30 protein-coding genes are annotated in these 26,291 nt (G+C 40.2%); 24 read left to right on the top strand and 6 right to left on the bottom strand.

Annotated elements, in window-relative coordinates; translation table 11 throughout:
- The coding region (locus VR862_RS09360; RefSeq protein ID WP_324720695.1) for an immunoglobulin domain-containing protein at positions 1-1,193 on the bottom strand (1,193 nt) is incomplete at its 3' end.
- Positions 1,194-1,551: 358 nt separating this feature from the next.
- Between VR862_RS09360 and VR862_RS09355 the strand changes: the two genes are divergently transcribed.
- The 7 genes from VR862_RS09355 (at position 1,552) to VR862_RS09325 (ending at position 8,440) form a co-directional block, all read left to right on the top strand.
- Positions 1,552-2,907 (top strand): UDP-N-acetylmuramate--L-alanine ligase, encoded by a 1,356-nt coding sequence (locus VR862_RS09355; RefSeq protein ID WP_324720694.1) that lies wholly within the window; start codon positions 1,552-1,554, stop codon positions 2,905-2,907.
- Between the two features lie 51 nt (positions 2,908-2,958).
- On the top strand, positions 2,959-3,660 hold the full coding sequence (gene radC / locus VR862_RS09350; protein ID WP_324720692.1) for a RadC family protein: 702 nt from the start codon (positions 2,959-2,961) through the stop codon (positions 3,658-3,660).
- Positions 3,661-3,669: 9 nt separating this feature from the next.
- Positions 3,670-4,959, top strand: coding sequence for a polysaccharide deacetylase family protein (locus VR862_RS09345; RefSeq protein WP_503473554.1), 1,290 nt, complete (start codon positions 3,670-3,672; stop codon positions 4,957-4,959).
- Positions 4,946-5,635 carry a YjjG family noncanonical pyrimidine nucleotidase gene (locus VR862_RS09340; protein WP_324720690.1) on the top strand — a complete coding sequence of 230 codons (690 nt, stop codon included), beginning with the start codon at positions 4,946-4,948 and terminating at the stop codon, positions 5,633-5,635. The genes VR862_RS09345 and VR862_RS09340 overlap by 14 nt, the downstream gene beginning before the upstream one ends.
- Positions 5,636-5,712: 77 nt before the next feature.
- The gene (locus VR862_RS09335) at positions 5,713-6,219 is read left to right on the top strand and encodes a hypothetical protein (protein ID WP_324720689.1); all 507 of its coding nucleotides are present in this window, start codon (positions 5,713-5,715) and stop codon (positions 6,217-6,219) included.
- A gap of 2 nt (positions 6,220-6,221) precedes the next feature.
- The gene (locus tag VR862_RS09330; RefSeq protein ID WP_324720688.1) at positions 6,222-7,616 is read left to right on the top strand and encodes a DUF5723 family protein; all 1,395 of its coding nucleotides are present in this window, start codon (positions 6,222-6,224) and stop codon (positions 7,614-7,616) included.
- Positions 7,617-7,645: 29 nt separating this feature from the next.
- Positions 7,646-8,440, top strand: coding sequence for a hypothetical protein (locus VR862_RS09325; RefSeq protein ID WP_324720687.1), 795 nt, complete (start codon positions 7,646-7,648; stop codon positions 8,438-8,440).
- On the opposite strand, the gene VR862_RS09320 is transcribed toward VR862_RS09325, so the two are convergent.
- Positions 8,437-9,714, bottom strand: coding sequence for a replication-associated recombination protein A (locus tag VR862_RS09320; protein ID WP_324720686.1), 1,278 nt, complete (start codon positions 9,712-9,714; stop codon positions 8,437-8,439). The two genes, VR862_RS09325 and VR862_RS09320, sit on opposite strands and share 4 nt — an antisense overlap.
- A gap of 166 nt (positions 9,715-9,880) precedes the next feature.
- Here VR862_RS09320 and VR862_RS09315 point away from each other — a divergent pair, with 166 nt between their 5' ends.
- Positions 9,881-10,633, top strand: coding sequence for a rhomboid family intramembrane serine protease (locus VR862_RS09315; RefSeq protein ID WP_324720697.1), 753 nt, complete (start codon positions 9,881-9,883; stop codon positions 10,631-10,633).
- A gap of 17 nt (positions 10,634-10,650) precedes the next feature.
- Here the strand turns inward: VR862_RS09315 and rlmB are convergent, their stop codons facing one another.
- The 4 genes from rlmB to VR862_RS09295 all read right to left on the bottom strand — a co-directional run bounded on the left by rlmB (position 10,651) and on the right by VR862_RS09295 (position 16,968).
- A complete protein-coding gene (gene rlmB, locus VR862_RS09310) occupies positions 10,651-11,388 on the bottom strand; it encodes a 23S rRNA (guanosine(2251)-2'-O)-methyltransferase RlmB (protein ID WP_324720685.1) in 738 nt (245 codons plus the stop codon).
- A gap of 68 nt (positions 11,389-11,456) precedes the next feature.
- Positions 11,457-12,137, bottom strand: a complete 681-nt coding sequence (locus tag VR862_RS09305; protein WP_324720684.1) for a hypothetical protein — start codon at positions 12,135-12,137, stop codon at positions 11,457-11,459.
- 133 nt (positions 12,138-12,270) lie between these two features.
- Entirely contained in the window at positions 12,271-13,701 is a 1,431-nt protein-coding gene (locus VR862_RS09300; RefSeq protein WP_324720683.1) for a SusD/RagB family nutrient-binding outer membrane lipoprotein, read from the bottom strand.
- Positions 13,702-13,713: 12 nt separating this feature from the next.
- On the bottom strand, positions 13,714-16,968 hold the full coding sequence (locus VR862_RS09295; protein ID WP_324720682.1) for a SusC/RagA family TonB-linked outer membrane protein: 3,255 nt from the start codon (positions 16,966-16,968) through the stop codon (positions 13,714-13,716).
- Between the two features lie 425 nt (positions 16,969-17,393).
- On the opposite strand from VR862_RS09295, the gene rpsL reads away from it, so the two are divergent.
- The 16 genes from rpsL to rplX all read left to right on the top strand — a co-directional run bounded on the left by rpsL (position 17,394) and on the right by rplX (position 26,290).
- The gene (rpsL, locus tag VR862_RS09290) at positions 17,394-17,768 is read left to right on the top strand and encodes a 30S ribosomal protein S12 (protein ID WP_029037125.1); all 375 of its coding nucleotides are present in this window, start codon (positions 17,394-17,396) and stop codon (positions 17,766-17,768) included.
- A 45-nt stretch (positions 17,769-17,813) separates the two neighbouring features.
- Positions 17,814-18,290 (top strand): 30S ribosomal protein S7, encoded by a 477-nt coding sequence (gene rpsG, locus VR862_RS09285; protein WP_324720679.1) that lies wholly within the window; start codon positions 17,814-17,816, stop codon positions 18,288-18,290.
- A 3-nt stretch (positions 18,291-18,293) separates the two neighbouring features.
- Positions 18,294-20,405: an elongation factor G gene (gene fusA, locus VR862_RS09280; protein ID WP_324720678.1), complete on the top strand. Its 2,112-nt coding sequence runs from the start codon at positions 18,294-18,296 to the stop codon at positions 20,403-20,405.
- An 11-nt stretch (positions 20,406-20,416) separates the two neighbouring features.
- Positions 20,417-20,722, top strand: a complete 306-nt coding sequence (rpsJ, locus tag VR862_RS09275) for a 30S ribosomal protein S10 (RefSeq protein WP_010181931.1) — start codon at positions 20,417-20,419, stop codon at positions 20,720-20,722.
- Between the two features lie 150 nt (positions 20,723-20,872).
- Entirely contained in the window at positions 20,873-21,484 is a 612-nt protein-coding gene (gene rplC, locus VR862_RS09270; RefSeq protein ID WP_324720675.1) for a 50S ribosomal protein L3, read from the top strand.
- The gene (gene rplD / locus VR862_RS09265) at positions 21,484-22,113 is read left to right on the top strand and encodes a 50S ribosomal protein L4 (protein WP_324720674.1); all 630 of its coding nucleotides are present in this window, start codon (positions 21,484-21,486) and stop codon (positions 22,111-22,113) included. The genes rplC and rplD overlap by 1 nt, the downstream gene beginning before the upstream one ends.
- Before the next feature lie 5 nt (positions 22,114-22,118).
- Complete coding sequence (gene rplW / locus VR862_RS09260) at positions 22,119-22,409, top strand: 50S ribosomal protein L23 (RefSeq protein WP_029037130.1); 291 nt, start codon at positions 22,119-22,121, stop codon at positions 22,407-22,409.
- A 9-nt stretch (positions 22,410-22,418) separates the two neighbouring features.
- Positions 22,419-23,246, top strand: coding sequence for a 50S ribosomal protein L2 (gene rplB / locus VR862_RS09255; RefSeq protein ID WP_324720673.1), 828 nt, complete (start codon positions 22,419-22,421; stop codon positions 23,244-23,246).
- Positions 23,247-23,252: 6 nt separating this feature from the next.
- Positions 23,253-23,531 carry a 30S ribosomal protein S19 gene (rpsS, locus tag VR862_RS09250; protein WP_029037132.1) on the top strand — a complete coding sequence of 93 codons (279 nt, stop codon included), beginning with the start codon at positions 23,253-23,255 and terminating at the stop codon, positions 23,529-23,531.
- An 8-nt stretch (positions 23,532-23,539) separates the two neighbouring features.
- Entirely contained in the window at positions 23,540-23,947 is a 408-nt protein-coding gene (gene rplV, locus VR862_RS09245; RefSeq protein ID WP_324720672.1) for a 50S ribosomal protein L22, read from the top strand.
- Between the two features lie 8 nt (positions 23,948-23,955).
- Positions 23,956-24,678: a 30S ribosomal protein S3 gene (gene rpsC, locus VR862_RS09240; RefSeq protein ID WP_324720671.1), complete on the top strand. Its 723-nt coding sequence runs from the start codon at positions 23,956-23,958 to the stop codon at positions 24,676-24,678.
- A gap of 19 nt (positions 24,679-24,697) precedes the next feature.
- Complete coding sequence (gene rplP / locus VR862_RS09235; protein ID WP_029035471.1) at positions 24,698-25,117, top strand: 50S ribosomal protein L16; 420 nt, start codon at positions 24,698-24,700, stop codon at positions 25,115-25,117.
- An 11-nt stretch (positions 25,118-25,128) separates the two neighbouring features.
- Positions 25,129-25,320 carry a 50S ribosomal protein L29 gene (rpmC, locus tag VR862_RS09230; protein WP_324720670.1) on the top strand — a complete coding sequence of 64 codons (192 nt, stop codon included), beginning with the start codon at positions 25,129-25,131 and terminating at the stop codon, positions 25,318-25,320.
- A 17-nt stretch (positions 25,321-25,337) separates the two neighbouring features.
- The gene (rpsQ, locus tag VR862_RS09225) at positions 25,338-25,595 is read left to right on the top strand and encodes a 30S ribosomal protein S17 (protein ID WP_093113468.1); all 258 of its coding nucleotides are present in this window, start codon (positions 25,338-25,340) and stop codon (positions 25,593-25,595) included.
- Positions 25,596-25,597: 2 nt separating this feature from the next.
- Positions 25,598-25,966: a 50S ribosomal protein L14 gene (gene rplN, locus VR862_RS09220; protein ID WP_029037137.1), complete on the top strand. Its 369-nt coding sequence runs from the start codon at positions 25,598-25,600 to the stop codon at positions 25,964-25,966.
- Positions 25,967-25,978: 12 nt separating this feature from the next.
- Positions 25,979-26,290, top strand: coding sequence for a 50S ribosomal protein L24 (gene rplX / locus VR862_RS09215; RefSeq protein ID WP_324720669.1), 312 nt, complete (start codon positions 25,979-25,981; stop codon positions 26,288-26,290).
- Position 26,291: the final 1 nt, after the last annotated feature.

Raw genomic sequence — 26,291 nt, 5'->3', positions numbered from 1 at the left:
TCGAGAAAGATTACCCCAGAAGTTTCACTCACTGTTCTGTTTTCAATCGTACCTGCTTCGGCGGATTGAGATTCAATGACCTCTATAGAAATTGGAACTACTGCTACTCCACAATCTGTGGTTACTGTGTAACTGGTAGTAAAAACCCCAATACCATTGGCAGCTTGGAAATCTTCAAGTACTTCTTCAATGGTGGGATTAAATGTTCCGTTAGTTAAGTACCCATAGAAAGAAGCCTGGGCTTCTAGAAAATCTTCAAGACCGTCCACAGTTGGATTGTCTATAGCACTAGAGCATACCTGCTCTTCTATTGGCTCTGGATTGTCAACATCGAACAAATCTACGGTCACCGCAAATCTATCCTGACTTTCGCAAGGAGGTTGAGTCGATCCGGTTCGATTCACTATTTGACTAGCATAATAAGTTTCTCCATTTACTAAAGGAGTAGATGATGCCAGTGCAGGGTTCGATGTTGCAGTGCTATACCATCTAAAAGAGGTAGTGTTCGAACTTGTTGCTTGAGCTTGTAAATCGGCTACTGTAGCTCCCTCACAAAATTGCTGAGTAGTGTCACCATCTGGAGCTACTGCCAATACAGGCGAATATTGAATAGCAATGCGGGTAGATGGACAGCTAGGATCTGCGTTGGGATCTCGTTGCCCCACAAAATAGCTTGTGCCTGCAACTAGTTGAGCATTTGGATCTAACGCAGAGCCAGAAAATTCTTCCAGAAATGCTTCTAAAACATAGCTTGCATCATCTGCATCTACTGTAGCCAACAAATCTGCTACAGTACTTATATCACTCGTGCTGTATTCGCATGGTTGAAAAAAGGAGCCAAAAGAAGGTGTGGGTGCACCAAGATTAATGACAGTAACTTCTACAGCGGGTCTTGAGTTACATGTTGCCGAGACATTACCTGCATAATATGTTGCATTCTCCAAAATTTCATTTGCGGGAATTGGATTGGTGGAAGTTGCTGTTCTATACCATGCAACACTGTCTCCGTTTGCTGTCGCCTGTAAATCTGCAACAGTCGAGAGGTAGCATACCGTTTGTTGGTTTCCGGATGCTCCCCCGTCTTCATCTACTACAACAGGACAATTTTGTCCGTAAGTGTAGGTTCCGGTCATTAGAAAAAAGGCAAAAAAGAATAATGGTACTCCTTTCTTACCCAAAGTAAAAATTCGCATAGGCTCTAAGTGTTAAATTAAATCGGTTTTCATTTTTGATTTTTACGGTTCAAATATATATTTAAACTCGCACAATAAAACTTAAACTCCTGTTAAGTGAGAAGTTTTAAGTCATGTAACGTTTCAATGAACGTATGTCTTTGAAGTAGGGATGGTTAAAAGTACAACTTTTTCATTAATAAAATATTTTTAGGAGTTTTTTTACACCTGAAAAGTTAAAAAAACCGGTCATCGAACAAATCGTTCTCACAGTTTGACCTAATTAATCACTTTATGTTACAGAAATCAGGTACTTTTTTTACCTGAATCTCACTTACAGCTCTCTTCTATTCCTTTATATTTACTCAAAATTTGAGAGATGCGATTACATTTTATTGCCATTGGAGGTAGTGCAATGCATAACCTGGCGCTTGCTCTTCACGAAAAGGGCTATCAAATAAGTGGAAGTGATGACATTATTTATGAACCATCAAGATCCCGGCTGAAGAAGAAGGACTTATTGCCCAAAGAATATGGATGGTATCCGGAGAAAATCAATAGTGACCTCGATGCTGTTATTCTCGGCATGCATGCAAGAGAGGATAATCCGGAAATTAGAAAAGCCAAAGAATTAGGTTTGCCCATTTACTCCTACCCGGAATTCCTGTACGAACAATCTAAGAATAAGACAAGAGTAGTGATAGGTGGCTCCCATGGTAAAACAACTATTACATCAATGGTTCTTCATGTTCTAAAGTATCATCAAAAGGACGTTGACTATATGGTCGGGGCTCAACTTGAAGGCTTTGATACAATGGTTCATCTTACCAAGGAAAACGATTTTATCGTTTTAGAGGGAGACGAATATCTATCTTCTCCAATAGATCGCCGGCCCAAATTCCACCTTTATAAACCGAATATTGCTTTACTAAGTGGGATTGCATGGGATCATATTAATGTGTTTCCCAGTTTTGAGGAATACCTTGAGCAATTTAGGATCTTTATTGATTCAATAGTCAAAGGTGGTATTCTTGTCTACAATGAAGAAGATAAGAATATTGAAAAGCTTGTTGAAGAATCCACTAATACTATTCGGAAACACCCCTATGGTACTCCTGGTTTTACCATAGAAGATGAGAAAACACTACTGGAAACTCCCGAAGGTGATATGCCCATCGCAATTTTTGGAAAGCATAATCTGCAAAACCTTGCCGGCGCTAAATGGATCTGTCAGCACATGGGCATCGATGAAGAAGATTTTTATGAAGCTATAAGTTCTTTCAAAGGAGCTTCCAAAAGAATGGAAAAGATCGCTGAAACCGGGGAGACTGTGGTTTTTAAAGACTTTGCACATAGTCCATCCAAAGTAATGGCAACTACAAATGCTGTAAAAAACCAGTTTCCGAAACGGAAGTTGGTGGCATGTCTGGAACTTCACACCTACAGTAGTCTGAATTCCGAATTTCTTAAGCAGTATCAAAAGGCCTTAGATGCTGCCGATGAAGCTGTTGTATTCTTTTCGCCTGAAGCAGTCGAAAATAAAAAGCTTGACCCCATTACTAGGGAGCAGATTTTTGATTCTTTTGGGAGGAAAGATCTAAAGGTTTTTACGACTCCTTCAGATTTCCAACTATTTCTTAAGGACAAAAATTATAAGGATTCCATTTTATTGTTGATGAGTAGTGGGAATTATGGAGGATTGGATTTTGATGAGATTAAAAACTGGATATCGTAAAATGACATTTTTGAATTACTTCAATTTGTTATCTTTAGATAAAATGTGCTGATGAATTCAGAAAAATCCTCCTCTTTTACCATTAAACACTGGGCCGAAGGAGATCGACCAAGAGAAAAGCTACTTCAGAAAGGTCGGGAATATTTAAGTGACGCCGAATTACTTGCCATTTTAATAGGTTCAGGAAGTAAAAATGAATCGGCGGTAGAAGTCGCAAAAAAGATTTTAGCAAAGGCTCAGGACAATCTAAGTGAGTTGGGGAAGTTTTCGGTAAAGCAGCTCATGGATGTAAAGGGAATTGGAGAGGCCAGGGCTTTGACTATAGTGGCTGCACTGGAGCTGGGTAGAAGGCGAAGATCATCTGAGGCGCTGGAAAAGAAGAAAATATCCTCAAGCAGCTCAGTTTTTGAATTAATGCAGCCGAAAATAGGAGAATTACCTCACGAGGAATTTTGGATCCTGTATCTCAATAACTCCAATAAAGTTATACAGGAGCTTCCTCTTAGCAAAGGAGGTATAACAGGTACTCTGGTAGACGTGCGTCTCGCTTTTAAGCAAGCCTTGCATCTTGGAGCTACAGCACTAATTCTGGCACATAATCATCCTTCAGGAAATCTTAACCCCAGTGCAGCCGACAAACAGCTTACTCAAAAATTCAAGACTGCAGGTGAAAGCCTGGATGTTAAGGTTTTAGACCACATAATAATAACTGAAAACTCTTACTTTAGCTTTGCCGATGAAGGTTTGCTGTAACTTTAAAATATGCTCCTTGTTTACACCCAAAAGATAACGCCGAGAATAACATATGTGTTTAAACATATTTGCACGAAAATACTTGGAGTTCCTGTTGGGTTTACTTCTAAAATAGAGGAGTTTGTTGCTCATGAAGGAATGAAGATTTCCTACGGTAAACAAAGTCTTGCCAATGAAGTCTTTATCCAGAATGTAGATCTTCTACTTGAGCAGGGGATAAGTGACCTGGAGGTAAAGGTACAGGAGTGGGACGATGTGCCGTGTTTTTTTTCGGTTGGAGAAGCGAGTTCCATTCCCTTCGACATCTTTGCTGCATCTTTTTATTTATTGAGCCGATATGAAGAATATCTTCCTCATGTAAAAGACAAAGAGGGTAGATTCCAGGCGAGCGAAAGTCTGGCCTTCCAAAATGGCTTTTTAGACAAGCCAGTCATAGAGATTTGGGCCGAAAAGTTTAAAAAGGTCCTCAAAAAAAAATTCCCGGCTCATGATTTTCCTAAGAGGGAGTTGCGAACCCAAACAATTATTTCAGTTACCGAAGCCTACTGCTATAAAAAGAAAGGTATAGTGCGGGTTGTCCTGGGACTTGGTCTTGATCTCATAAGGTTTAAGCCGAAATATGTGCTTCACAGGTTACAGGTAATGACCAAGCTGAAAAGGGATCCATATGATATATATTCCAAGGTCATTCAATTCCTGCGGAAGTATAAAGTTCCGATGAAATTCATGTTCCAGGTAAGTGATTTTTCTACTCATGACAGAAACATTAATCACAACCGCCTTGAATTTCAAAGCTTAATCAAATCTGTTGGGGATTATGCGGAAGTTGGTCTACAGCCCGGTTTTTATGCCAATCAAAAATTTGCAGTTCTCAAAGAAGAAAAAAAGCGACTGGAACAGATCGTTAAGAGACCGGTGCGAAGTTCTATTAATACTCATTATAATTTGCTGTTGCCAGATTCTTATAATCATTTGGTAGAACTGGAAATTCAGAAGGATTTCTCTATGGGTTATCCTGAAGCATTAGGTTTAAGGGCAGGAACCTGTACTCCTTTTCTTTTTTACGACCTCAATTTTGAAATTACCACTCCTTTGCGGGTATATCCATATGCGATCAATTCTGAAGCTTTGGAAAAATTAAAGGAAAGTGAAATAGAATTTAAGGTTCTGGAATTAAAACGACAAATAGCCATAGTAAATGGAACTCTCATTTCGGTTTTCACCAATGTAGATTTTTCCGAATATGCCAATGCAAGAAGAAACTTTTCAATTTTAAAGACACTAAATGAAATTCAGTAACATCCGCCATATATTTTTCGACCTGGATCATACGCTCTGGGATTTTGATAGAAATTCGGGTTTAGCTTTTGATTCTATTTTTGCGAAACATAAGATCAAAGTCAGGCTGGAAGATTTTTTGGCCGTCTATGCTCCAATTAATGCTAACTACTGGAAATTGTACAGAGAAGATAAAGTGACTAAGGACGATCTTAGGTATGGGCGGCTCAGGGATTCATTCGACGGAATGAAAGTGAATGTAACCGACTCCAAGATTCAACAATTGAGTATTGATTACATTGATCATCTCCCAAACCACAACCATCTACTTGATGGAACTAAGGAGATCCTGGATTATTTATATCCGCAGTACGAGTTGCACATTATTACTAACGGTTTTAAAGAAGTTCAGCATAAAAAACTGGAAAGCTCAGGTATTTTAAAATATTTTAAAACCATCACTACTTCCGAAGACGTGGGGGTGAAAAAGCCTCATAAGTTGATCTTTGAAGTCGCTCTTGGTAATGCCAAAGCCAAAGTAGGTGAGAGCATAATGATTGGAGATAATTTTGAAGCAGATATTATGGGTGCCAAAGATTTTGGAATGAAGGCTATTCTTTATAATTATTACAAGTCTGAATTTTCACCAGATCACCATCAGGTAATGGAAATGAAGGAATTGACCAGGTACTTGTAATAACTTGCCAGGGATTTCGTTTGATAAAGAACCACAGGTATATGGCGTTGAAAAAAAGTCTGTTCAGAATATCATTTTTGACACTCCTTCTACTTCACTTTTCTTGTGTAAAGGATGTTGATCTTGACCAATATGAGGAAATTGTCCTCACCCCCGAAGCCGCAATAGACCTGATTTTTTTTACCGTTACTAATGATGATTTCTCCAGTACGTCTGGTGGAGGAACTACTGCGAGAGATGAGACAAGACTTGATTTTCTGGATGACGATTATATTCAGAATAACCTTGTACGGGCAGATTTTAATTTTCGTTTTGCCAATACCTTTCAGAATCAATTAACAGCAACTATTAGATTATTATCACCTTCTAATTCGGTTCAGCATACCATAGTTATTCCTATTCCTGCGGGATCCAGTGATCAACCGGTAACTGTGGATTATACTGAAACAATTAGTCAAGGTCAAATTTCTCGAGTAAGAAGAAGTATAAAACTGTCGGTGGAGATTTCCAGTCCGGATCCAATCCTGGATGAAGGGGCTTTGCAGCTGGAATCAAAAGGATTCTACTACTTTGAATTTGAATGATAATGATGAGATATTCTTACATCCTCTTCATTTTACTTTCCTTAGCTGTTTCGGCTCAAAACAAACAGCTCCTGTATAATTTTGACGATCTTCCTCAAACCTTGTTAAGCAACCCGGGAGCCGAGACAAATTTTGATATGCATATAGGTCTTCCGCTTTTGTCTCAAATCCATCTATCTGCGGGATCTTCCGGAGTGAATATGTATGATATATTTAAAGATGATGAAGGCTCAATTAACGACAGGATCAAGGAATCTTTACATAAGCTTACCCGGAATGACTTTTTTGTGGTAAATCAACAGTTGGAGATTTTTTCCATTGGCTGGCGTGATAAGAAAAGAAGATATTATACAGCGGGAATTTACCAGGAGTTAGATGCCTTTGTGTACTTTCCAAAAGGTCCGGCAGTTTTGGCTTACGAAGGTAATAAGAACTATATAGGAGAAAACTTCAGCTTTTCAGATGCTGCGTTTACTGCAGATGTTCTAAATGTTTTCCATATAGGATTTACAAATTATTATTCCGAAGATCTCAACTACGGCTTTAGAGGCAAGATATATTCAGGGGTTTTTAATGCGTATAGTGTAGATAATCAAGGGAAATTTAGAACTGAGGTCTCTCCCGAAGGACCCAACCTTTATCGTCATTACATGACGGGTGTTGATGTGTTAATAAATACTGCTGGCTATGCAGGTCTAGTGGATTCTGAAAATCCAACGGGAGTCGGGACCATGGCAAAACTGGGGGAAAGAGCGTTTTTGGGAGGTAATTTAGGACTGGGGATAGACGCGGGTTTTACCTGGTATCCTACAGATCAATATCGCGTTACCGGTAGCATTTTAGATATAGGTTTTATGCGTCAAACTAAGAATGTGGAGAGCTACAGGTACTATGGTGACTACGAAACCAGCGGAATCGAGTTGCTTCTTCCCGGTACACGCGAATATTGGGACGAATGGGAGGATGAGCTGGACAGAAATCTGAAAGATGAGACTCTTACTAATTCCTACACCACCTGGCGTCCGGTTAAATTAAATGTTTCTTTAGATTTCGGTTTTTCAGAGAATGCCGAGCCGTGTAACTGTTACAGACCTATGGGAAGAAGAAGATATTATAATCATCTGGGAGCTCAATTCTTTGCCATGAAGCGACCCCGGGGATTAAATTATGCCACTACCTTATACTACGACAGGACCTTTAGTGAGAATCTAAGAGGGAAGATCACCTATACTGCAGATTCTTTCTCCTTTTCCAATATTGGTCTTATGGTTGCTGCCCGATTATACAACTTTAATTTTTATCTTGCTGCAGATAACCTGCTGGATTATACCAACCTTGCAAAAGCTCGTAATGCTTCGGTTCAAATAGGTTTCCAGCTATTGTTCAGTAGAGAATGAGAGTCTTTTATATTCTTTTAATAATATGTATGGTTGGGACGGGGGACCTTTTTTCCCAGAAACTTGAAGATTTTCAATACGTCCGGGTTCCTGAAAAATTTGAATTTCTTAAACATGAAAATCAGTTTGAAGTTAACGCACTTACTGCTTTTCTTTTTGAGAAATACGGTTTTAATGTGATCTACAAAGAAGGAGTTCCTCCAGGATTAGATGTATGTGATATACTCCAGGCCAATGTGCATAGTAAATCGGGGTTATTTCGGTCGCGGCTATTTGTAACTCTGGAAGACTGTAATGGTCGCGAGATATTCACCTCCCAGGTAGGAGTTAGTGCTGAAAAGGATTTTAGAAAATCATATCATCAAGCCCTTAGAGATGCTTTTACCTCTTTTGAGGATTTGCAGAAAAAAAGAAAAGTCATTGTTGATCCGGTTTCTCAAGATGAGGAATTAAATACAGATTCAGTTCCTGCTGAAGTTGTTATAAATCCTACACCTGTGACTGGTCAACCTGCTGAAGTCATTATTGATCCGGTTGTTACAGCTGAAGAAAATGAAAAGGTTTCAAGAGATGAAGTCAAACTAGTAAATGGAACTGTCACTTATATCCTGACGTCTACACCCGAAGGTTTTATCATGCACAAAGGGGAGGGGACAGAGAAGTTCGCCACTCTAATAAAGTCTGGTGGGGGAGATAACTACCTATACTCTTCCAAAAATGTTTCCGGAAATGCCTTTTTTGACACCAATGGGAATCTGATCGTAGAATTTCTTGATCCAAACACTCAGCAACTCGTTAATATAATTTACAAACCCGGGAATTAGTATCCGTATTTTCCTTTCCATCTCTTCTGAAGGAAATCTCTCTGTGCCTGCTCCCTTTGATTATTACCCGGATGGAAAAAAGCAGTATTCTTTAATTCTTCCGGAAGAAATTCGGCCGCAGCAAAATTTCCTTCGTAGCTATGTGCGTACTTATAATCCTGTCCATAGCCCAGATCCTTCATAAGCTTAGTCGGAGCATTCCGAATAGCAAGTGGGACGGGTAAATTCCCTGTTTTTCTTACTGTTGACTGAGCTTCATTAATAGCCATATAAGAAGCATTTGATTTGGGCGATGTTGCTAAGTAGATACAGCATTGACTCAAAATGATACGGGACTCTGGGTGCCCTATAGTCGAAACAGCCTGGAAAGTATTATTGGCAAGTATCAGAGCGGTAGGATTGGCATTCCCGATGTCTTCGGCAGCTAGTATAAGCAGCCGCCTGGCAATGAATTTCACATCTTCTCCCCCTTCGATCATTCGCGCCAGCCAATAAACAGCAGCGTTGGGGTCACTTCCACGAATTGATTTTATAAAAGCGGAAATAATGTCGTAATGTTGCTCGCCCGTTTTGTCGTAAAGCACAGTATTTTGCTGTACTTTGTCCATGACCATTTTGTTGGTTACCACAACCTTTTGATCTTCTTCAGAAGTTACTACCAGCTCAAAAATATTCAGCAGCTTTCTAGCATCCCCACCACTTAGCCTTAGCAAAGCTTCGGTTTCTTTTAATTCTACTGAAATTTTTGAAAGGATCTCATCTTTTTTCATTGCCCGCTCTAGAAGTGCAACAAGATCTTCTTTCGAAAAAGAATTCAGGATATAAACCTGGCTTCGGGAGAGCAGAGCGGGGATCACTTCAAAACTGGGATTTTCGGTAGTGGCGCCAATGAGAGTGATCCAACCTTTTTCTACGGCGCCAAGCAAAGAATCTTGCTGGGATTTACTAAAGCGATGGATCTCATCAATAAACAAAATAGGATTCTTGGTTGTGAATAGGCCATCACTTTTTTTAGCCTTTTCAATCACCTCTCTCACATCTTTTACCCCACTGCTAATAGCACTAAGGGTAAAGAAAGGTCTGCCCGATTCGGAGGCAATTATATTGGCAAGTGTAGTTTTACCTACTCCGGGTGGACCCCAAAAGATCATGCTGGGTATAATGTCTCTTTGGATTTGTTTTCGCAGAGCAGCTTCGGGACCAACCAAATGTTGCTGACTCAAATAATCATCTAAGGATTGTGGGCGTAATCTTTCTGCCAATGGTTTATTCATGGGGTAAAAATAGTAAATTGATGATCGGTGCAGAAATAGGAGAGAAGTTTGTAGAAGATATTGTGACGAAGTGGCAGGGGATGAGAAAGAGGGGCCAAAAATGTCATTTTTAGATAGTATTTTCTGGAATCTCTTTCAGTGGCTAAATTATTGTATCTCGCATATTATGGAAGTTCGGAAGCAAAAAGAGCATGAGCCGTTCGTCTTTACCACCGGTGTGGTAGGATACCCTCTATTATTTGTTTTGCTCATTTGGATTGTTTTCTGGATGGAGGTGAGGTTTGGCTGGGATTTCACTACTTTTGGTGTTTATCCGCGAACCTTGGAAGGACTCAGAGGGATATTATTTTCTCCTTTTATTCATAGTGGAATTAAACATTTATTCCATAATACAGTTCCACTTTTCGTGCTTAGCCTTTCACTCTTCTACTTCTACAGAAAACTGAGTTGGAAAATCCTTTTTTTGGGGCTTATTCTTTCCGGATCGATCACCTGGTTTATCGGAAGACCGGCTTTTCATATTGGGGCTTCTGGTATGATCTACGTTTTAGCAGGTTTTCTTTTTTTTAAAGGAGTGTTCTCTAAATATTACAGGCTGGTGGCTCTAAGCTTAATAGTTGTTTTTCTCTATGGAGGGCTTTTATGGTATATCACTCCAATTGATCCTGAGATCTCTTGGGAGGGACATTTATCCGGGTTGCTTTCGGGACTATTATTTGCTGTGATTTACAGGAAGGATATTGCCCGGGCACCAAAGTATGAATGGGAAAAAGAAACTTATAAGGAAGAAAATGACCCTTTTATGCGGCACTTTGATGAAAACGGTAATTTTATTGAAAATCCTGATGGTGAGGAAGAGCAGGAATACATTTACCACTACAAAAAGGCTAAGGACACCAGAGATTCAGAAACTACATAATCTGTTCCTGTCAAGATCTATTTTAACCTTTGTCTCACCACTTCATATAGAAAGGCACCGCACGCTACAGAAACATTCAAGGAGCCAATGGTACCCTGCATAGGTAACTTGGCTTTTGCGTCGACGAGCTTTAGCACAGAATCTGATATACCTTTCCCTTCATTGCCCATTACCAGTGCGGTCGGTTGGGCAAGATCAACAGCATACAGCAAGTCATCTGTTTTCTCTGTAGCTGCCACTACCTTAATTCCTGAAGCCTGCATGTAATAAATCGCATCTTTGATGTGATCGACCTTGATCAATGGGATCTTAAAAATAGCCCCGGCCGATGTTTTCACGGTGTCTGCAGTAACAGGAGCAGCTCCCTTTTTAGGAATGATGATGCCATTGACCCCGGTACATTCGGCTGACCTGATTATAGCTCCGAAGTTTCGCACGTCATCCACCTGGTCCAATAAAAGGAACAGAGGAGAGGTTGAATCTTGAAGAGCATTTTCGACTACTGTTTCGAGATCGGCAAATTCTACAGGTGAGATCTTGGCCACAATTCCCTGATGATTTCCCTTTACCAACCTGTTGAGCTTTTCTACAGGAACATAGGATATGTTGTAATCTCCCGCTTTCATTTTTTGCTGCAGTTCCTGGAACAATTGTCCGCTAAGCCCTTTTTGAATAAAAATCTTATCAATGGTCTCATCGTTTTGAATGGCTTCAATAACTGCTCGTATTCCGAAAATGGTCGTCGTATCTTTCATATCGCAAATATAGATATAAAAAAACCACCCGTGAGGATGGTTTTTCTTATGTCGCAAAGGAAAAAAATCTAGCCCGCGAGTTGGACCGCCTGCACTAAATTTTCGGTTCGCTTTATGTTGCCGTGGATTTGTTTTCTGTCTTCGGGATCCAATTCAAGAATGTTGTAAATTTTTCTTTTTGATCTCGGAACTTCAATCATTTCGTTACTAACCTGGTCGACAAAGTAAAGTTTATCTTTTGTCATTATCTTTTTTTCATAAAGACCTAATGATCTCTTAGACTGAACATCCTTTATGTGTAAGTCGTATACCTTCACGAGGTCGAATTTCTCCCCTTCACCTAGAATTTCCATATAAGCAGTGGAATTCTCATCACTGAAGTTTCGGTTAGGAATAAAAATCCTGTTGCCTTGTTGGATTTCCACAATAACATCATGCTGAAGGAAATACACCTCATTATCCACTTTCATTTCAAATTGATCTGTGAAAAGATTGTAGTTACATGGAACAGCAAAATTTAGTCCTTCCTCTTTAAGATTGGTTTTCACAATACACTGCTGCCAATCATCGAATAAGTACATTTTTCCACTTAGGTTATTTGAATATTCGCTGTTATAGACCTTATCAATTTTTTGAAGTGCAAAATCCCCTAGATTATTTGCAAAGATTGAGCTGCTTGGACCTAGGTCTCGACTTTGTGCGAGACTAAGAAGTGGGGCCAAAAGCAGTAGTACAAAAAGTTTTTTCATCATCAATAGTTTTATGTTAGGAAATTGTAGGGGAGAATTAAAAGTAATGAAATAATGGCATATATATATAAATATAAAAGAAAAAAGCTGCCGGTTCACCGGCAGCTTAGCTTCTTATAATAGTTCTACATAATTATTCTACATCAAAGAATAATCTGGTAGTTTTTGTGTCTCCTCCAATTGCACTTGCCGCAGCTTGATAACCTGAAGGGTTCAAAGTGGCTTCTGAAGTTGGATAAAGGAAACGAGTTGGAATGTCTTCCAAAGTCATTTCTGGTGGTGCATTAAAAGGTAGTGCATCATCAAACAGACGGTAAACTGTCCATCCTTCAAATCCATTATTATAAAGAGCGATCCATTTTTGGTAAGCGATTTTAGCCAGCTCATCTCCAGGAGTTTCAGCCCATGCTCTTGCCGCATATTCCTCAGCTTCAGTTTCGCTTGCAGCGTTCCATTCAAGAACAGAAGCAACGACTCCTTCTTCGAAGAATTCTTCGGCAGTTCCACCAACGTTGTATCCTCTTGCAGCAGCTTCTGCTAACAGGAAGTATACTTCACTCGCTGTAATCACGTTTCCTGGTAAGGTTGGGTCATAAAGTTGTTCTCCAGGAAGCGAGAAACTTGAAGGAGAGTTCGCAGATCCATAAACACCTCCAATGTATTCTCCTCCAACAGTTTGGAAGTACTCTTCAAGTCTTGGGTCATCAAGATCCTCAAGTACATCAACGAACGTATTAGCACCCACGAAATCGGTGCGTCCACTTTGAACAAGTGATACCCACACTGGGTTGGTGTTTGGCGCACCGCCAAGATATTTAATACCAAAGTTGTATTGGTTGCTAAGGATCAAGTCATTAAGATCTGAAGCAGCTTCTTCTGCTGCGGTCTGAGAATTAACGCCTGCAATGTCAACTTCAGCTAAACGCATTGCCATTCTTAATTTTAAAGAATTAGCAGCCTTGTACCATCCTGTCATGTCTCCATTGTATACAGGGTCTTGTTCTGGCTCAAAACCTTCACCAGAAGGATCCATCTGTGCGATTGCCGCGTTCAGACGACTAAAAAGGTCGGCATAGATCGTTTCAGCATCATCATAAACAGGAGAAGGATTGGTTGGGTCAAGAGCTTCGGTGTAAGGAACGTTACCAAATGTTTCTACAAGGAAAGCATAAGAGTAAACTTCCATGAACTCAATAATGGCCAATTTATTATCCAAATTATCGGCTTCATTTTCAATAAGAGTCTCACGTGCTCCTTTTAGATCCTGAAGTACATCCCTGTAGATGGTATTCCACATATTCTCGCTAATATTACGAGTAACCTGGTTGTACTGGCTTTCATCAGGATAAGTGGTCTGTGCCCAATATTGGGAGTACAGTCTGAAAACATTAAAGTTTACACTAGCCGACTGCATGAGGTCAAAGAAGTTACGCGTAGCGTTCGTGAAAAGTCCACTTCCCGGTACTTCGGTAGGATTTTTTTTGTCAATGTTTAAGCCTTCATCAACTTCACATGAAGCGAGGAGAATGCTAAAACAAAATATTGTTAAGAATATTTTTTTCATTTTTTTCTAAAATTAAAATTCAAAGTTTACACTTAAACCAACTGTACGTAGCGTTGGGTAAGAACCTGATAGATATCCCTGAGCGTTACCTGCACCAAGACCTGATTCCGGATCAGCAAAAGGAACATTTTTGTCAATGATCCAAAGGTTTCTTCCAATCAAGGAAATCGTACCTGCATTCATTGAATCTCCAAACCATTCTTTAACCGGCATTCTATAAGATAGAGCCAATTCTCTCAGCTTCACATATGAAGCATCATATACATTGATTTGGTTAGGGTTTCTGCTAGAGTTACCCCAGTAGAATGCACCACCATAGAAATCGGCTCTTGCACGAGTCGTGTTTGGTTGTCCATCGGCAGTTACCCCTTCGTTCAATACACCACCACCTTCAGATACAGGATCCCTTACAGGATTTCCAAGCTCATTAAGTCCTGCTGTAAAGTCAGGAAGTCCGGTTCCTTTACCGTAGTGTAAGTCAAGTGAGAAAACATCTCCACCTTTCTGCACGTCTACAAGAAAACTTAAAGCGAGATTTTTGTATGAGATCTTGTTGGAAACACCTCCGTTCCAATCTGGATTTGCATCACCGATCACCTGGTCGGCTACAGCGACATAATATCCACTTGCGTTGACCACTCTCTGTCCGTCAAGATACTGATATCCTGTACCTCTAAGGGTGTTGTATGGCTGTCCTACAGTTGCGTTAAGGGAAACACCACCTTGGTAGCTTGCCAGTACCAGGTTTTCCTGATCTCCATAAAGATCTACTACCAGGTTCTCATTTTTCGACCAGTTGATGTCCATTGTCCAGTTCCAGTCGTCTGTAGTAACAGGAACTAAGTGTAATCTTGCTTCAACACCTTTATTTTGAAGCTCACCCGCGTTGACCCATCTGTTAGAGAAGCCGGTTGCAGTAGAAAGAGATACCGGCATTAACTGATTCTCTGTGTTTTTCTTATACCAGGTAAGATCAAGCCCTACGCGGTTCTGCCACATACGGGTTTCAAGACCTACTTCGATCTCTTTTGTTCTTTCTGGCTTCAATTCTTCATTTTGCTTAGTTCCCGGGAAAGAGAACAGTGCTGCCTGTCCAAAATTGTTGAGGATGTTATAGGTGTCGTAAACGTTGTTAGCAGGAAGGTCATTACCAACTTCCGCATAACCAGCTCTAAGTTTTCCGAAGCTGAACCAATCCGAATCAAAAAGGTTAGAGAAGATCAAACTGGAACTTACCGCAAAATATCCGTATCCATTTTCATCCGGAGGAAGAGCAGATGAAATATCATAACGATATGTTCCATCCAAATACGCTGTATTCTGGTAACCCACAGAAGCTTGGCCATAATAACCAACTACTTCTTTTTCCTGAAGGATCTCAACGGGTTTTGGATTTGTGTTTACAGAGTTGCTCAAGGCGAAGATGCCAGGTGCAATAAGACCTCCGGCAGTTGCCTGGTGGTAGAAGCTATAAGTTTCTCTTCTCAAGTTAATACCTGCAACACCCGCAAGGCTAAAGTCATCACCAAAGTCTCTGTTCACATTGGCCATAAGGTCATAGTTGTATTCTGTGAAATCTACATCTTTACGGTCATAACCAGATGTTTCATCATCTCTAAGTACACCAAATGGTGCAGCTACAGAACCAATAGCTCTTCTTTCCTCTCTTAATTCAGAGTAGGTGTCAACGGCTCCTTTTGCTGTAACGTCAAGCCAGTCGGTAACATTATAGGAAGCAAACAGGTTTCCGTAGAAACGATTTCTTCTATCCGTTTGATAGTTTCTATAACGCGTCCAGTATGGGTTATCCCAGTAATGAGGTTGTAGGTAAGATCCACCTAAAGCACCTTCGTGGTTCCAGGAGATGTTTTGTCCTGTTTGCTCAAAGATTTCTCTCTGAGAATCCATATCCACGTTTACCTGCCACCACTGACGGAACTGAGACATAAGGTTGTCGCTATATCCTGTAGAGTTCCTTCCTGTAGTTCTCTGAACTATGAAGTTGGCTGATGCTCCTGCACTAAGATTGTCTGTGACCTGAATATCTCCATTCAAGTTAAAGGAGTTCTTGTTCAGGTTGGAATTTGGAAGCATCCCTGTTTGATCAAAATTAGTGTAACCTAATCTGTAGGTCATTTTTTCGGTACCTCCTGAAACAGCAACAGAGTTGTTGAACTGAAGTGATGTTTCAAAGAAATCAACCGGAGTAGTAGCACCTGCTACATAAGGCCTTGGCTGAAGGTAATTTGGGTGATCTGGCACAAAAGCATCCCACTGGAATACCACTTGGCCATTTAAAGGAGCACCATATGAAGCATCATCATAGGTAGGTACTACCTGATCTGTTGTTCCATCACCGTCAACATCGAATAACTCGAAATAACCGTCAAAATCTGGAGCACCATAGTAAGGTCCGTATCCAGCTCCGTATTCATCTTGATATTCAATAAAAGTTGACTTGTCAATCTCACCAACAGTTACACTTGAACTTACGCTCACTTTCATTCTTCCCTGCTGTCCAGATTTAGTAGTAATGATTACTACCCCGTTGGCACCTCGAGATCCGTAGATCGCAGATGCAGCAGCTCCTTTAAGAACGTTGATGGACGCAACATCTTCCGGGTTGATATCGGAAGCAGCGTTACCATAATCATAGCCCGTACTTCCTCCTCTTTGTGCAGCAGTGTTATTAATCTGGTTCGAAATTGGAATACCGTCGATGACGAAAAGAGGCTGGTTGTTACCTGTTAGGGAACTAACCCCGCGAATAAGGAAGTTAGCCGATCCTCCAAAGTTGTTGTTGGCTCTAATCTGGACCCCACTAACTTTACCGGAAAGGTTATTGATCACGTTGTCTGTCTTGACCGTTGAAACCTCTTCACCGGAAACTTCCTGTGTTGCGTAACCAATAGATCTCTTTTCACGGGAAATACCTAAAGCTGTTACTACAACTTCTTCCAATTGAGCAGCATCGGGTTGAAGTACAACATCAATGGTGTTTACATTGGCAACAGTGTATTCTCTTGTTTGCATTCCAAGAAAGGAAAATACAAGAACTTCTCCCGGGCTCGCTTCAATAGAGTAATCTCCATCAAAACCTGTTTGCACCCCACGGGTGGTGCCTTTTACCAGAACGTTAACTCCGGGGAGGGGCATACCGCTGTCATCGGTCACCGTCCCGGTGATTGTTCGCTGTTCTTGTGCAAACGTAATTTGCACAACTAACGCCAGTAATAGCGTTAGAATTCCACTAAACTTTGTTTTCATTTTATAAGATTTGTTTGAATTAGCCAAGGCCAAATTTGATGATTAATTGTCATCCAAGCAACTTTTTTTCTTAGAAACTTCATTTTGTTCTTGTTTCGGCTACAAGATTTAAGGTTTTATTAACGAAATTTAAGAAACTGTGCATTTAATGTAGTTTGTTAATAATCAAGGCCGAAGCAGTTCTTGTGGTAATAATGGTAATCCCAATTACTCAAAAATGAACTATTCGTGTTAAGTTCTGATCAGGTTAGGATTGTTAAAAGGTATACCGGTTATGTTTAGAAATTGAATTGAGGAAGTGCAGATCCAATTAATTCTCTTGAAAATTAATTTATTAAGGTTTGAATAATTCAGTTTTATTTCTACCTTTGCAGACCTTTTTAAAAAAGGGATTATATCAAATAATAATTAGTGTAAAAGAAATTATGCCAACAATTTCACAATTAGTACGAAAAGGAAGAGCCACAATTACCAAGAAGAGTAAATCGGCTGCTTTGGATTCGTGCCCTCAAAGACGGGGAGTTTGTACACGTGTTTACACCACTACACCTAAGAAGCCTAACTCTGCTATGCGTAAAGTAGCAAGGGTAAGGTTGACTAATGGAAAAGAGGTGAACGCTTACATTCCCGGTGAAGGTCACAACCTCCAGGAGCACTCGATAGTATTGGTTAGAGGCGGAAGAGTTAAAGATTTGCCTGGAGTTAGGTATCATATTGTACGTGGTGCTCTGGATACTGCCGGTGTTGCAGGAAGAACACAGAGACGTTCAAAGTATGGTGCTAAGAAGCCTAAGAAGTAATTTTATTTTCAGGGCAAGTAACAATTAACTTATTACAAAGAAGAAATGAGAAAAAGACAGGCGAAAAAAAGGCCACTTTTACCAGATCCAAAGTTTAACGATCAGTTAGTAACTCGTTTTGTTAACATGATGATGTGGGATGGTAAAAAATCTGTTGCCTTTAAGGTTTTCTATGATGCTATTGCTATCGTAGAGGAGAAAAAACAAGACGAAGAAAAAACTGCTTTGGAGCTGTGGAAAGATGCTCTTTCTAATGTTATGCCGCACGTAGAAGTGCGTAGTCGTAGGGTTGGAGGTGCTACTTTTCAGATCCCAATGCAGATTAGACCAGATCGTAAAGTTTCAACTGCCATGAAGTGGTTGATATCTTACTCAAGAAAGCGTAACGAGAAATCTATGGCGCAAGGACTTGCGGCTGAAATCCTCGCTGCGGCTAAAGAAGAAGGTGCGGCTGTTAAGAAGAGAGTTGATACTCATAAAATGGCTGAAGCTAACAAAGCATTCTCTCACTTTAGATTTTAAAACATGGCACAAAGAGATTTAAAATTCACACGAAATATTGGTATTGCTGCGCATATTGATGCAGGTAAGACTACAACAACAGAGCGAATTCTTTTCTACACCGGTATTAGTCATAAAATTGGTGAGGTTCATGATGGGGCGGCCACTATGGACTGGATGGAGCAGGAGCAGGAGCGTGGAATTACCATTACTTCGGCTGCTACTCACTGTAAGTGGAATTACCGCGATCAGGAATTCACTGTAAATATTATTGATACTCCGGGGCACGTTGATTTTACCGTAGAGGTAGAACGTTCTTTACGTGTGCTGGACGGAATGGTTGCTCTTTTCAGCGCGGTTGATGGTGTTGAGCCTCAGTCTGAAACTGTATGGAGGCAAGCCGACAAATATCGAGTTCCAAGACTTGGATTTGTAAATAAAATGGATCGTCAGGGAGCAGATTTCTTTAATGTGTGTAATCAGGTTAAAGAAATGCTTGGAGGTAATCCGGTTCCACTTCAAATTCCAATAGGAGAAGAAATCGATTTTAAAGGAGTGGTTGATCTTATTTCCAAAAAGGCAATTGTTTGGAATGAGGAGGATTTTGGAATGACCTATGAGACTATTGATATTCCTGCTGAACTAGAGAATGATGTAAATGAGTATAGGGCTAAATTAGTTGAGGCAGTTGCTGAGTATGATGAGGCTCTTATGGAGAAATTCTTCGAGGATGAGAATTCTATTACGGAGGATGAGATAATTGCTGCGCTTAGAGCTGCAACAATAGATATGTCCATTATTCCAATGATGTGTGGGTCTGCCTTTAAGAATAAAGGAGTTCAGGCTATGCTTGATGCGGTTATGCGTTACCTTCCTTCTCCTGTAGATGTTGAGGCTATCGTAGGTGTTAATCCTGAAACAGAAAAAGAAGAGAGCCGTAAGCCTAATGTAGAATCTCCTTTCTCTGCACTTGCATTCAAGATCGCTACAGATCCTTTCGTAGGACGATTGGCCTTCTTTAGAGTTTATTCAGGTACTCTTGATGCAGGTTCTTATATTTTGAACACGCGTTCAGGTAAAAAAGAGCGTATTTCACGTATTTATCAGATGCACGCCAACAAGCAACAGCCAATTGATAGAATTGAAGCTGGTGATATTGGTGCAGCGGTTGGATTTAAAGATATTAAGACCGGGGATACCATGACAGATGAGAAGCACCCAATCGTGCTTGAGTCTATGTCTTTCCCGGAGCCGGTAATTGGTATCTCTGTTGAGCCAAAAACTAAGGCCGATGTTGATAAAATGGGTATGGCTTTAGCTAAACTAGCTGAAGAAGATCCAACTTTCCAGGTGAAAACCGATGAGGCTTCAGGTCAAACAATTATCTCAGGAATGGGTGAGCTTCACCTTGAGATCCTTGTAGATCGTCTTAAAAGAGAATTTAAAGTTGAAGTTAACCAGGGGCAGCCTCAGGTTGAGTACAAAGAAGCTGTTACTAAATCTACAGATCACAGAGAAGTTTATAAGAAGCAATCTGGTGGTCGTGGTAAATTTGGTGATATCGTCTTTAAGTTAGGGCCTGCAGATGAAGATTTCAAAGGACCCGGACTTCAATTTGTTGATGAGATCAAAGGTGGACGTATTCCAAAAGAATTTATTCCTTCTGTAGAAAAAGGTTTTAGAGAAGCAATGAAGAATGGTCCTCTTGCAGGGTTTACCATGGATACTCTAAAAGTTAATCTTGTTGATGGATCTTTCCACCCTGTGGATTCCGATCAACTTTCGTTCGAATTGGCTGCTAAAATGGGTTATAAAGTTGCTGCTAAAAAAGCAGGTGCTGTGATCCTTGAGCCAATCATGAAAGTAGAGGTAGTTACTCCCGAAGAGAACATGGGAGATATTGTAGGAGATTTGAACAGACGTAGAGGGCAGGTGAACAACATGTCAGATCGTTCTGGAGCGAAAGTTATTAAAGCTGAAGTTCCACTTTCTGAAATGTTTGGATATGTAACTACACTTCGTACCCTTTCATCGGGTCGTGCAACTTCTACTATGGAATTCTCTCATTATGCTGAAACTCCTTCGAATGTTTCAGAAGAAGTAATTAAAGCAGCTAAGGGATCCGCTAACGATTAATTATCAGGAAAATGAGTCAAAAAATCAGAATAAAACTAAAATCTTACGATCACAACCTGGTAGATAAATCTGCCGAAAAGATCGTGAAAACCGTAAAAAGTACGGGAGCTGTTGTAACAGGACCTATTCCGTTACCAACTCACAAGAAGATATTTACTGTATTGCGTTCTCCGCACGTTAACAAGAAGTCGAGAGAGCAGTTCCAGTTAAGTTCTTACAAAAGACTTTTGGATATCTACAGTTCTTCTTCAAAAACTATCGATGCCTTAATGAAGCTTGAATTGCCAAGTGGAGTAGAGGTGGAGATCAAAGTGTGATAACACTTATGGCTTCGAACAGGTTTCGTGGCCTTACATGTCCTGAGCTTTTAGCAAAGGAAAAACGGTGAAAAATGCATTCAGGATTGGAAGTGTTTTTCAATCCTGAATATTTTTAAATAAATAAGTAATAATAACTAATAATTAATTATGTCTGGGTTAATAGGAAAAAAGATTGGCATGACCAGCATTTTTGACGAGAACGGGAAGAACATCCCTTGTACCGTGATTGAAGCAGGTCCATGTGTAATTACCCAAGTCAGAACCAAAGAGGTTGACGGGTATGAGGCTCTTCAGCTTGGTTTCGATGACAAAAAGACTGCCAATAAGGCTGCCGAAGGGCACGCTAAAAAAGCCGGAGCCGCAGCAATGCGCAAAGTCGTTGAATTCAAGGGATTTGAAGGAGAGCACAAACTAGGTGATACTATCACTGTAGAGCATTTTGTTGAAGGTGAATTTGTTGACGTTTCCGGTGTTTCTAAAGGGAAAGGTTTTCAGGGGGTTGTTAAACGTCACGGTTTCGGTGGGGTTGGACAGGCTACTCACGGTCAGCACAACAGATTAAGAGCTCCAGGTTCTATTGGTGCTGCTTCTTATCCTGCGAGAGTTTTCAAGGGAATGAGAATGGCCGGTAGAATGGGTGGCGATAAAGTAAAAGTAGAAAACCTTAGAGTTTTAAAAGTAGTGGCCGATAAGAATTTGCTTGTTGTTAAAGGAGCTGTTCCAGGTCATAAGAACTCTTACGTAATCATTCATAAGTAATGGAAGTAGCAGTTTTAGATATAAAAGGAAAAGAAACAGGAAGAAAGGCAAACCTTTCTGATGCTGTTTTTGCAGTTGAGCCTAATAACCATGCTGTTTATCTTGATGTGAAACAATATCTGGCAAATCAACGTCAGGGTACTCACAAAGCAAAAGAACGTGCAGAGATTGCAGGTTCTACGCGTAAGATCAAAAAGCAAAAGGGAACAGGTACTGCCCGTGCGGGAAGTATAAAATCTCCTGTTTTTAAAGGTGGAGGTAGAGTATTTGGTCCAAGACCGAGGAACTACTCCTTTAAGTTGAACAAAACCCTTAAGAGACTGGCTAGAAAATCGGCCTTGTCTATGAAGGCAAATGACAACTCCATAATAGTTGTAGAAGATTTTTCATTTGACACTCCAAAAACCAAGAATTTTATTGATGTTTTGAAGGCTTTAGGACTGGAAAGTAAAAAATCTTTGATAGTGTTGGGTGACTCGAATAAAAACGTATATTTGTCGTCACGCAATTTAAAGACCTCCGAGGTCGTAAGTGCTTCAGAATTAAGTACTTACAAAATTTTAAACGCAAATAATCTTGTGTTTTTAGAGGGGTCTCTAGAAGGAATTGAGTCGAATTTAAGTAAATAAGCATTATGAGTATCTTAATAAAACCTATTATTACAGAGAAAGCTACAGCAGATAGCGAACTTAACAATAAGTACGCTTTTGTAGTTGATAATAAGGCGAATAAGATTGAAATAAAAGACGCAGTTGAGTCTGCTTATGGTGTTTCAGTTACTAAAGTTCGTACCATTAACGTCCGCCCAGACAGAAAGACCCGATATACCAAAACGGGTGTTGTCACTGGTAAAACCAGTGCTTATAAAAAAGCACTAGTACAGGTGGCGGAAGGTGAAACTATTGATTTGTATAGTAATCTCTAAGATTAAAAAATGTCAGTTAGAAAATTAAAACCAATTACCCCTGGTCAGCGTTTTAGAGTAGTGAATGGATTTGACGCAATCACTACTGATAAGCCGGAGAAGAGTTTATTAGCTCCGAACAAAAGATCTGGTGGTAGAAACAGTCAAGGAAAGATGACCATGCGCTACATTGGTGGTGGTCACAAAAAACGTTACAGGATCATTGACTTTAAAAGAGACAAGCAGGGTATTCCTGCCACTGTTGCTTCTATCGAATACGATCCAAACAGAACGGCTTTTATCGCATTGCTGAATTATCAGGATGGTGAAAAACGATATATTATTGCTCAAAATGGACTTCAGGTTGGGCAGAATATAGTATCTGGGGTGGAAGACGTAGCACCAGAGATTGGAAATGCTATGCCTCTTTCAATTATTCCTTTAGGTACTATTATCTCTTGTATAGAGCTTAGACCGGGACAGGGAGCAGTTATGGCTCGAAGTGCTGGTGCCTTTGCTCAGCTAATGGCTAGAGAGGGTAAATACGCAACCATTAAATTGCCTTCTGGAGAGATCCGAAGAGTATTGGCGAGCTGTGTTGCTACTATTGGCGCTGTTTCAAACAGTGATCACCAATTATTGGTATCAGGTAAAGCTGGTAGAAACAGATGGTTGGGTAGAAGACCAAGAACAAGACCGGTTGTAATGAACCCAGTAGATCACCCAATGGGTGGTGGTGAAGGTCGTGCTTCTGGAGGTCACCCACGTTCAAGAAAGGGTATACCTGCTAAAGGATTTAGAACCCGTTCTAAAACGAAGTCGAGTAATAAATATATTGTAGAACGTAGAAAGAAATAATAAGATATGGCACGTTCATTAAAAAAAGGACCTTACGTTCACTATAAGTTAGAGCAAAAAGTAGCTCAGAATACAGAATCCGGAAAGAAAGCGGTTATTAAGACCTGGTCAAGGGCTTCTATGATCACTCCAGATTTTGTTGGGCAAACCATTGCTGTGCACAACGGGCGTCAATTTGTTCCAGTGTATATTACAGAGAACATGGTAGGTCACAAATTAGGTGAATTTTCACCAACAAGATCCTTTAGAGGTCATGCTGGTGCTAAGAATAAAGGTAAAAAATAATTGAAGCTATGGGAGTTCGTAAAAGAGAAAGAGCAGAGCAAATAAAGGAAGCTAACAAGCAGATAGCTTTTGCAAAACTGAATAACTGCCCTACTTCACCAAGAAAAATGCGCCTGGTTGCAGACCTGGTGCGTGGTGAAAAAGTAGAAAGAGCGCTTCATATTTTGAAATTCAATTCTAAAGATGCGTCTAAAAGTCTTGAGAAGCTGTTATTGTCGGCAATTGCTAACTGGCAGTCTAAGAATGAAGATGCAAGCATCGAAGATGCAGAGTTGTTCGTAAAGGAGATTCGTGTAGATGGAGGGAGTATGCTAAAAAGACTTCGTCCTGCACCACAGGGTCGCGCACATAGAATTAGAAAACGTTCCAATCATGTTACATTGGTGCTTGGAGCAAACAATAATACACAAAGCTAGTTAAGAGTATGGGACAGAAAACAAATCCAATCGGGAATCGTCTTGGTATCATTAGAGGATGGGAATCCAACTGGTACGGAGGAAATGACTACGGCGACAAATTGGCCGAAGACGATAAGATTAGAAAATATATCCATGCTCGTCTTTCAAAAGCGAGTGTATCAAGAGTAATCATTGAGCGTACTCTTAAGCTTGTAACCGTTACTATCACCACAGCCCGTCCTGGTATCATTATTGGTAAAGGAGGTCAGGAGGTAGACAAGCTAAAAGAAGAGCTTAAAAAGATTACCGACAAGGAAGTTCAAATCAACATCTTTGAAATTAAAAGGCCAGAACTGGATGCTCATTTAGTAGCTTCTAGTGTTGCAAGACAAATTGAGAATCGTATCTCTTACCGTCGTGCAATTAAAATGGCTATTGCGGCTGCTATGAGGATGAACGCAGAAGGGATCAAGATTGAGATCTCAGGACGTTTGAATGGGGCAGAGATGGCTCGTTCAGAATCATACAAGGATGGTAGAATTCCATTGTCAACATTTAGAGCCGATATTGATTATGCTTTAGTTGAAGCTCATACTACTTATGGTAGATTGGGTGTTAAGGTATGGATCATGAAAGGTGAGGTATACGGTAAAAGAGAACTTTCTCCACTTGTTGGCATGGCCAAAAAACAAGGAGGAAAAACCGGAACCGGACGAAGTGGTGCACCAAAATCACGTCGTAGAAAGTAATTTTTTAAAGTAAAGAAAAATGTTACAGCCTAAAAGAACAAAATATCGCAAAATGCAAAAGGGCCGTATGAAAGGTGTTTCTCAAAGAGGACACAGACTTTCAAACGGAACTTTTGGGATCAAGTCATTAGACTCAAATTTTGTGACTGCCAGACAAATTGAAGCTGCGCGTATTGCTGCTACACGTTATATGAAGAGGGAAGGTTCACTTTGGATCAAGATTTTTCCAGATAAGCCTATCACTAAGAAGCCTCTTGAAGTACGTATGGGTAAAGGTAAAGGTGCCGTTGAATATTGGGCTGCAGTTGTAAAACCGGGAAGAATACTTTTTGAAGTAGGAGGTGTGCCTTTTGACGTTGCTAAAGAGGCTCTTCGCCTGGCAGCGCAAAAACTTCCTGTAAAAACTAAGTTCATTGTAGCTAGAGATTATCAAGCTTAATAAGAAACGTTATGAAACAATCAGAAGTTAGAGAATTGTCTGTAGCAGAATTACAGGAAGAACTTGGTAAGTCAAGGAAAGCATATTCCGATCTTAAAATGGCTCACGCAGTATCGCCATTAGAGAACCCAATACAGTTGAGAACTGTAAGAAGATCTATAGCGCGTATTGCTACAGAGTTAAACAAAAGAGAACAACAATAAGTGTTATTCTGCTGAAAATGGAAAAAAGAAACTTAAGAAAAGAGCGTATAGGTGTTGTTACCAGTAATAAGATGATGAAATCTATTGTGGTTTCTGAAACTAAGAAAGTAAAGCACCCCATGTATGGTAAGTTCGTTTTGAAGACGAAAAAATACGTGGCACACGATGAAACAAACGACTGCAACATTGGAGATACAGTAAGGATCATGGAAACCCGTCCTTTGAGTAAATCCAAATGCTGGAGATTAGTAGAAATAATTGAAAGAGCGAAGTAATTATGGTACAACAAGAGTCTAGATTAAGAGTTGCAGACAATACCGGAGCTAAAGAAGTTTTAGTGATCCGTGTATTGGGCGGTACAAATAGAAGATACGCTTCTGTTGGAGACAAGATCGTTGTCAGTGTTAAAGAAGCTACACCTAATGGAAACGTAAAGAAAGGTGCAGTTTCAACAGCAGTTGTTGTTCGTACCAAAAAAGAAGTGCGCAGACCAGACGGATCTTATATCCGTTTTGATGACAATGCGTGTGTTCTTCTTAACCCAGCCGGGGAAATGAGAGGAACTCGTGTATTTGGGCCTGTAGCACGTGAGCTTCGTGATAAGCAGTTCATGAAGATTGTATCATTAGCACCAGAAGTGCTTTAATACAGAAATAAGATGAAAAAGCTTAAAATAAAAACCGGAGATACTGTTCGCGTTATTGCTGGAGACCATAAAGGTCAGGAAGGGAAAGTGCAGCAGGTATTTTTGGATAAAAACAAAGCCATTGTGGAAGGTGTAAATATGGTTTCCAAGCATGAGAAACCAAGTGCATCAAACCCACAGGGTGGAATTAAGAAGAAGGAAGCACCTATTCATATTTCCAATCTTTCTTTGATCGACAAGAATGGTGATACTACCAGAGTTGGATATAGAACAGAGGATGATAAGAAAGTTAGGTTTTCCAAAAAATCCAATGAAGTAATTTAGT

The organism is Salinimicrobium aquimaris, assembly GCF_035607535.1.
In the GTDB taxonomy this organism is placed as follows: domain Bacteria; phylum Bacteroidota; class Bacteroidia; order Flavobacteriales; family Flavobacteriaceae; genus Salinimicrobium.
Note: the sequence above shows the minus strand (reverse complement) of the source record. Positions and strands in the feature narration are given on the sequence as shown.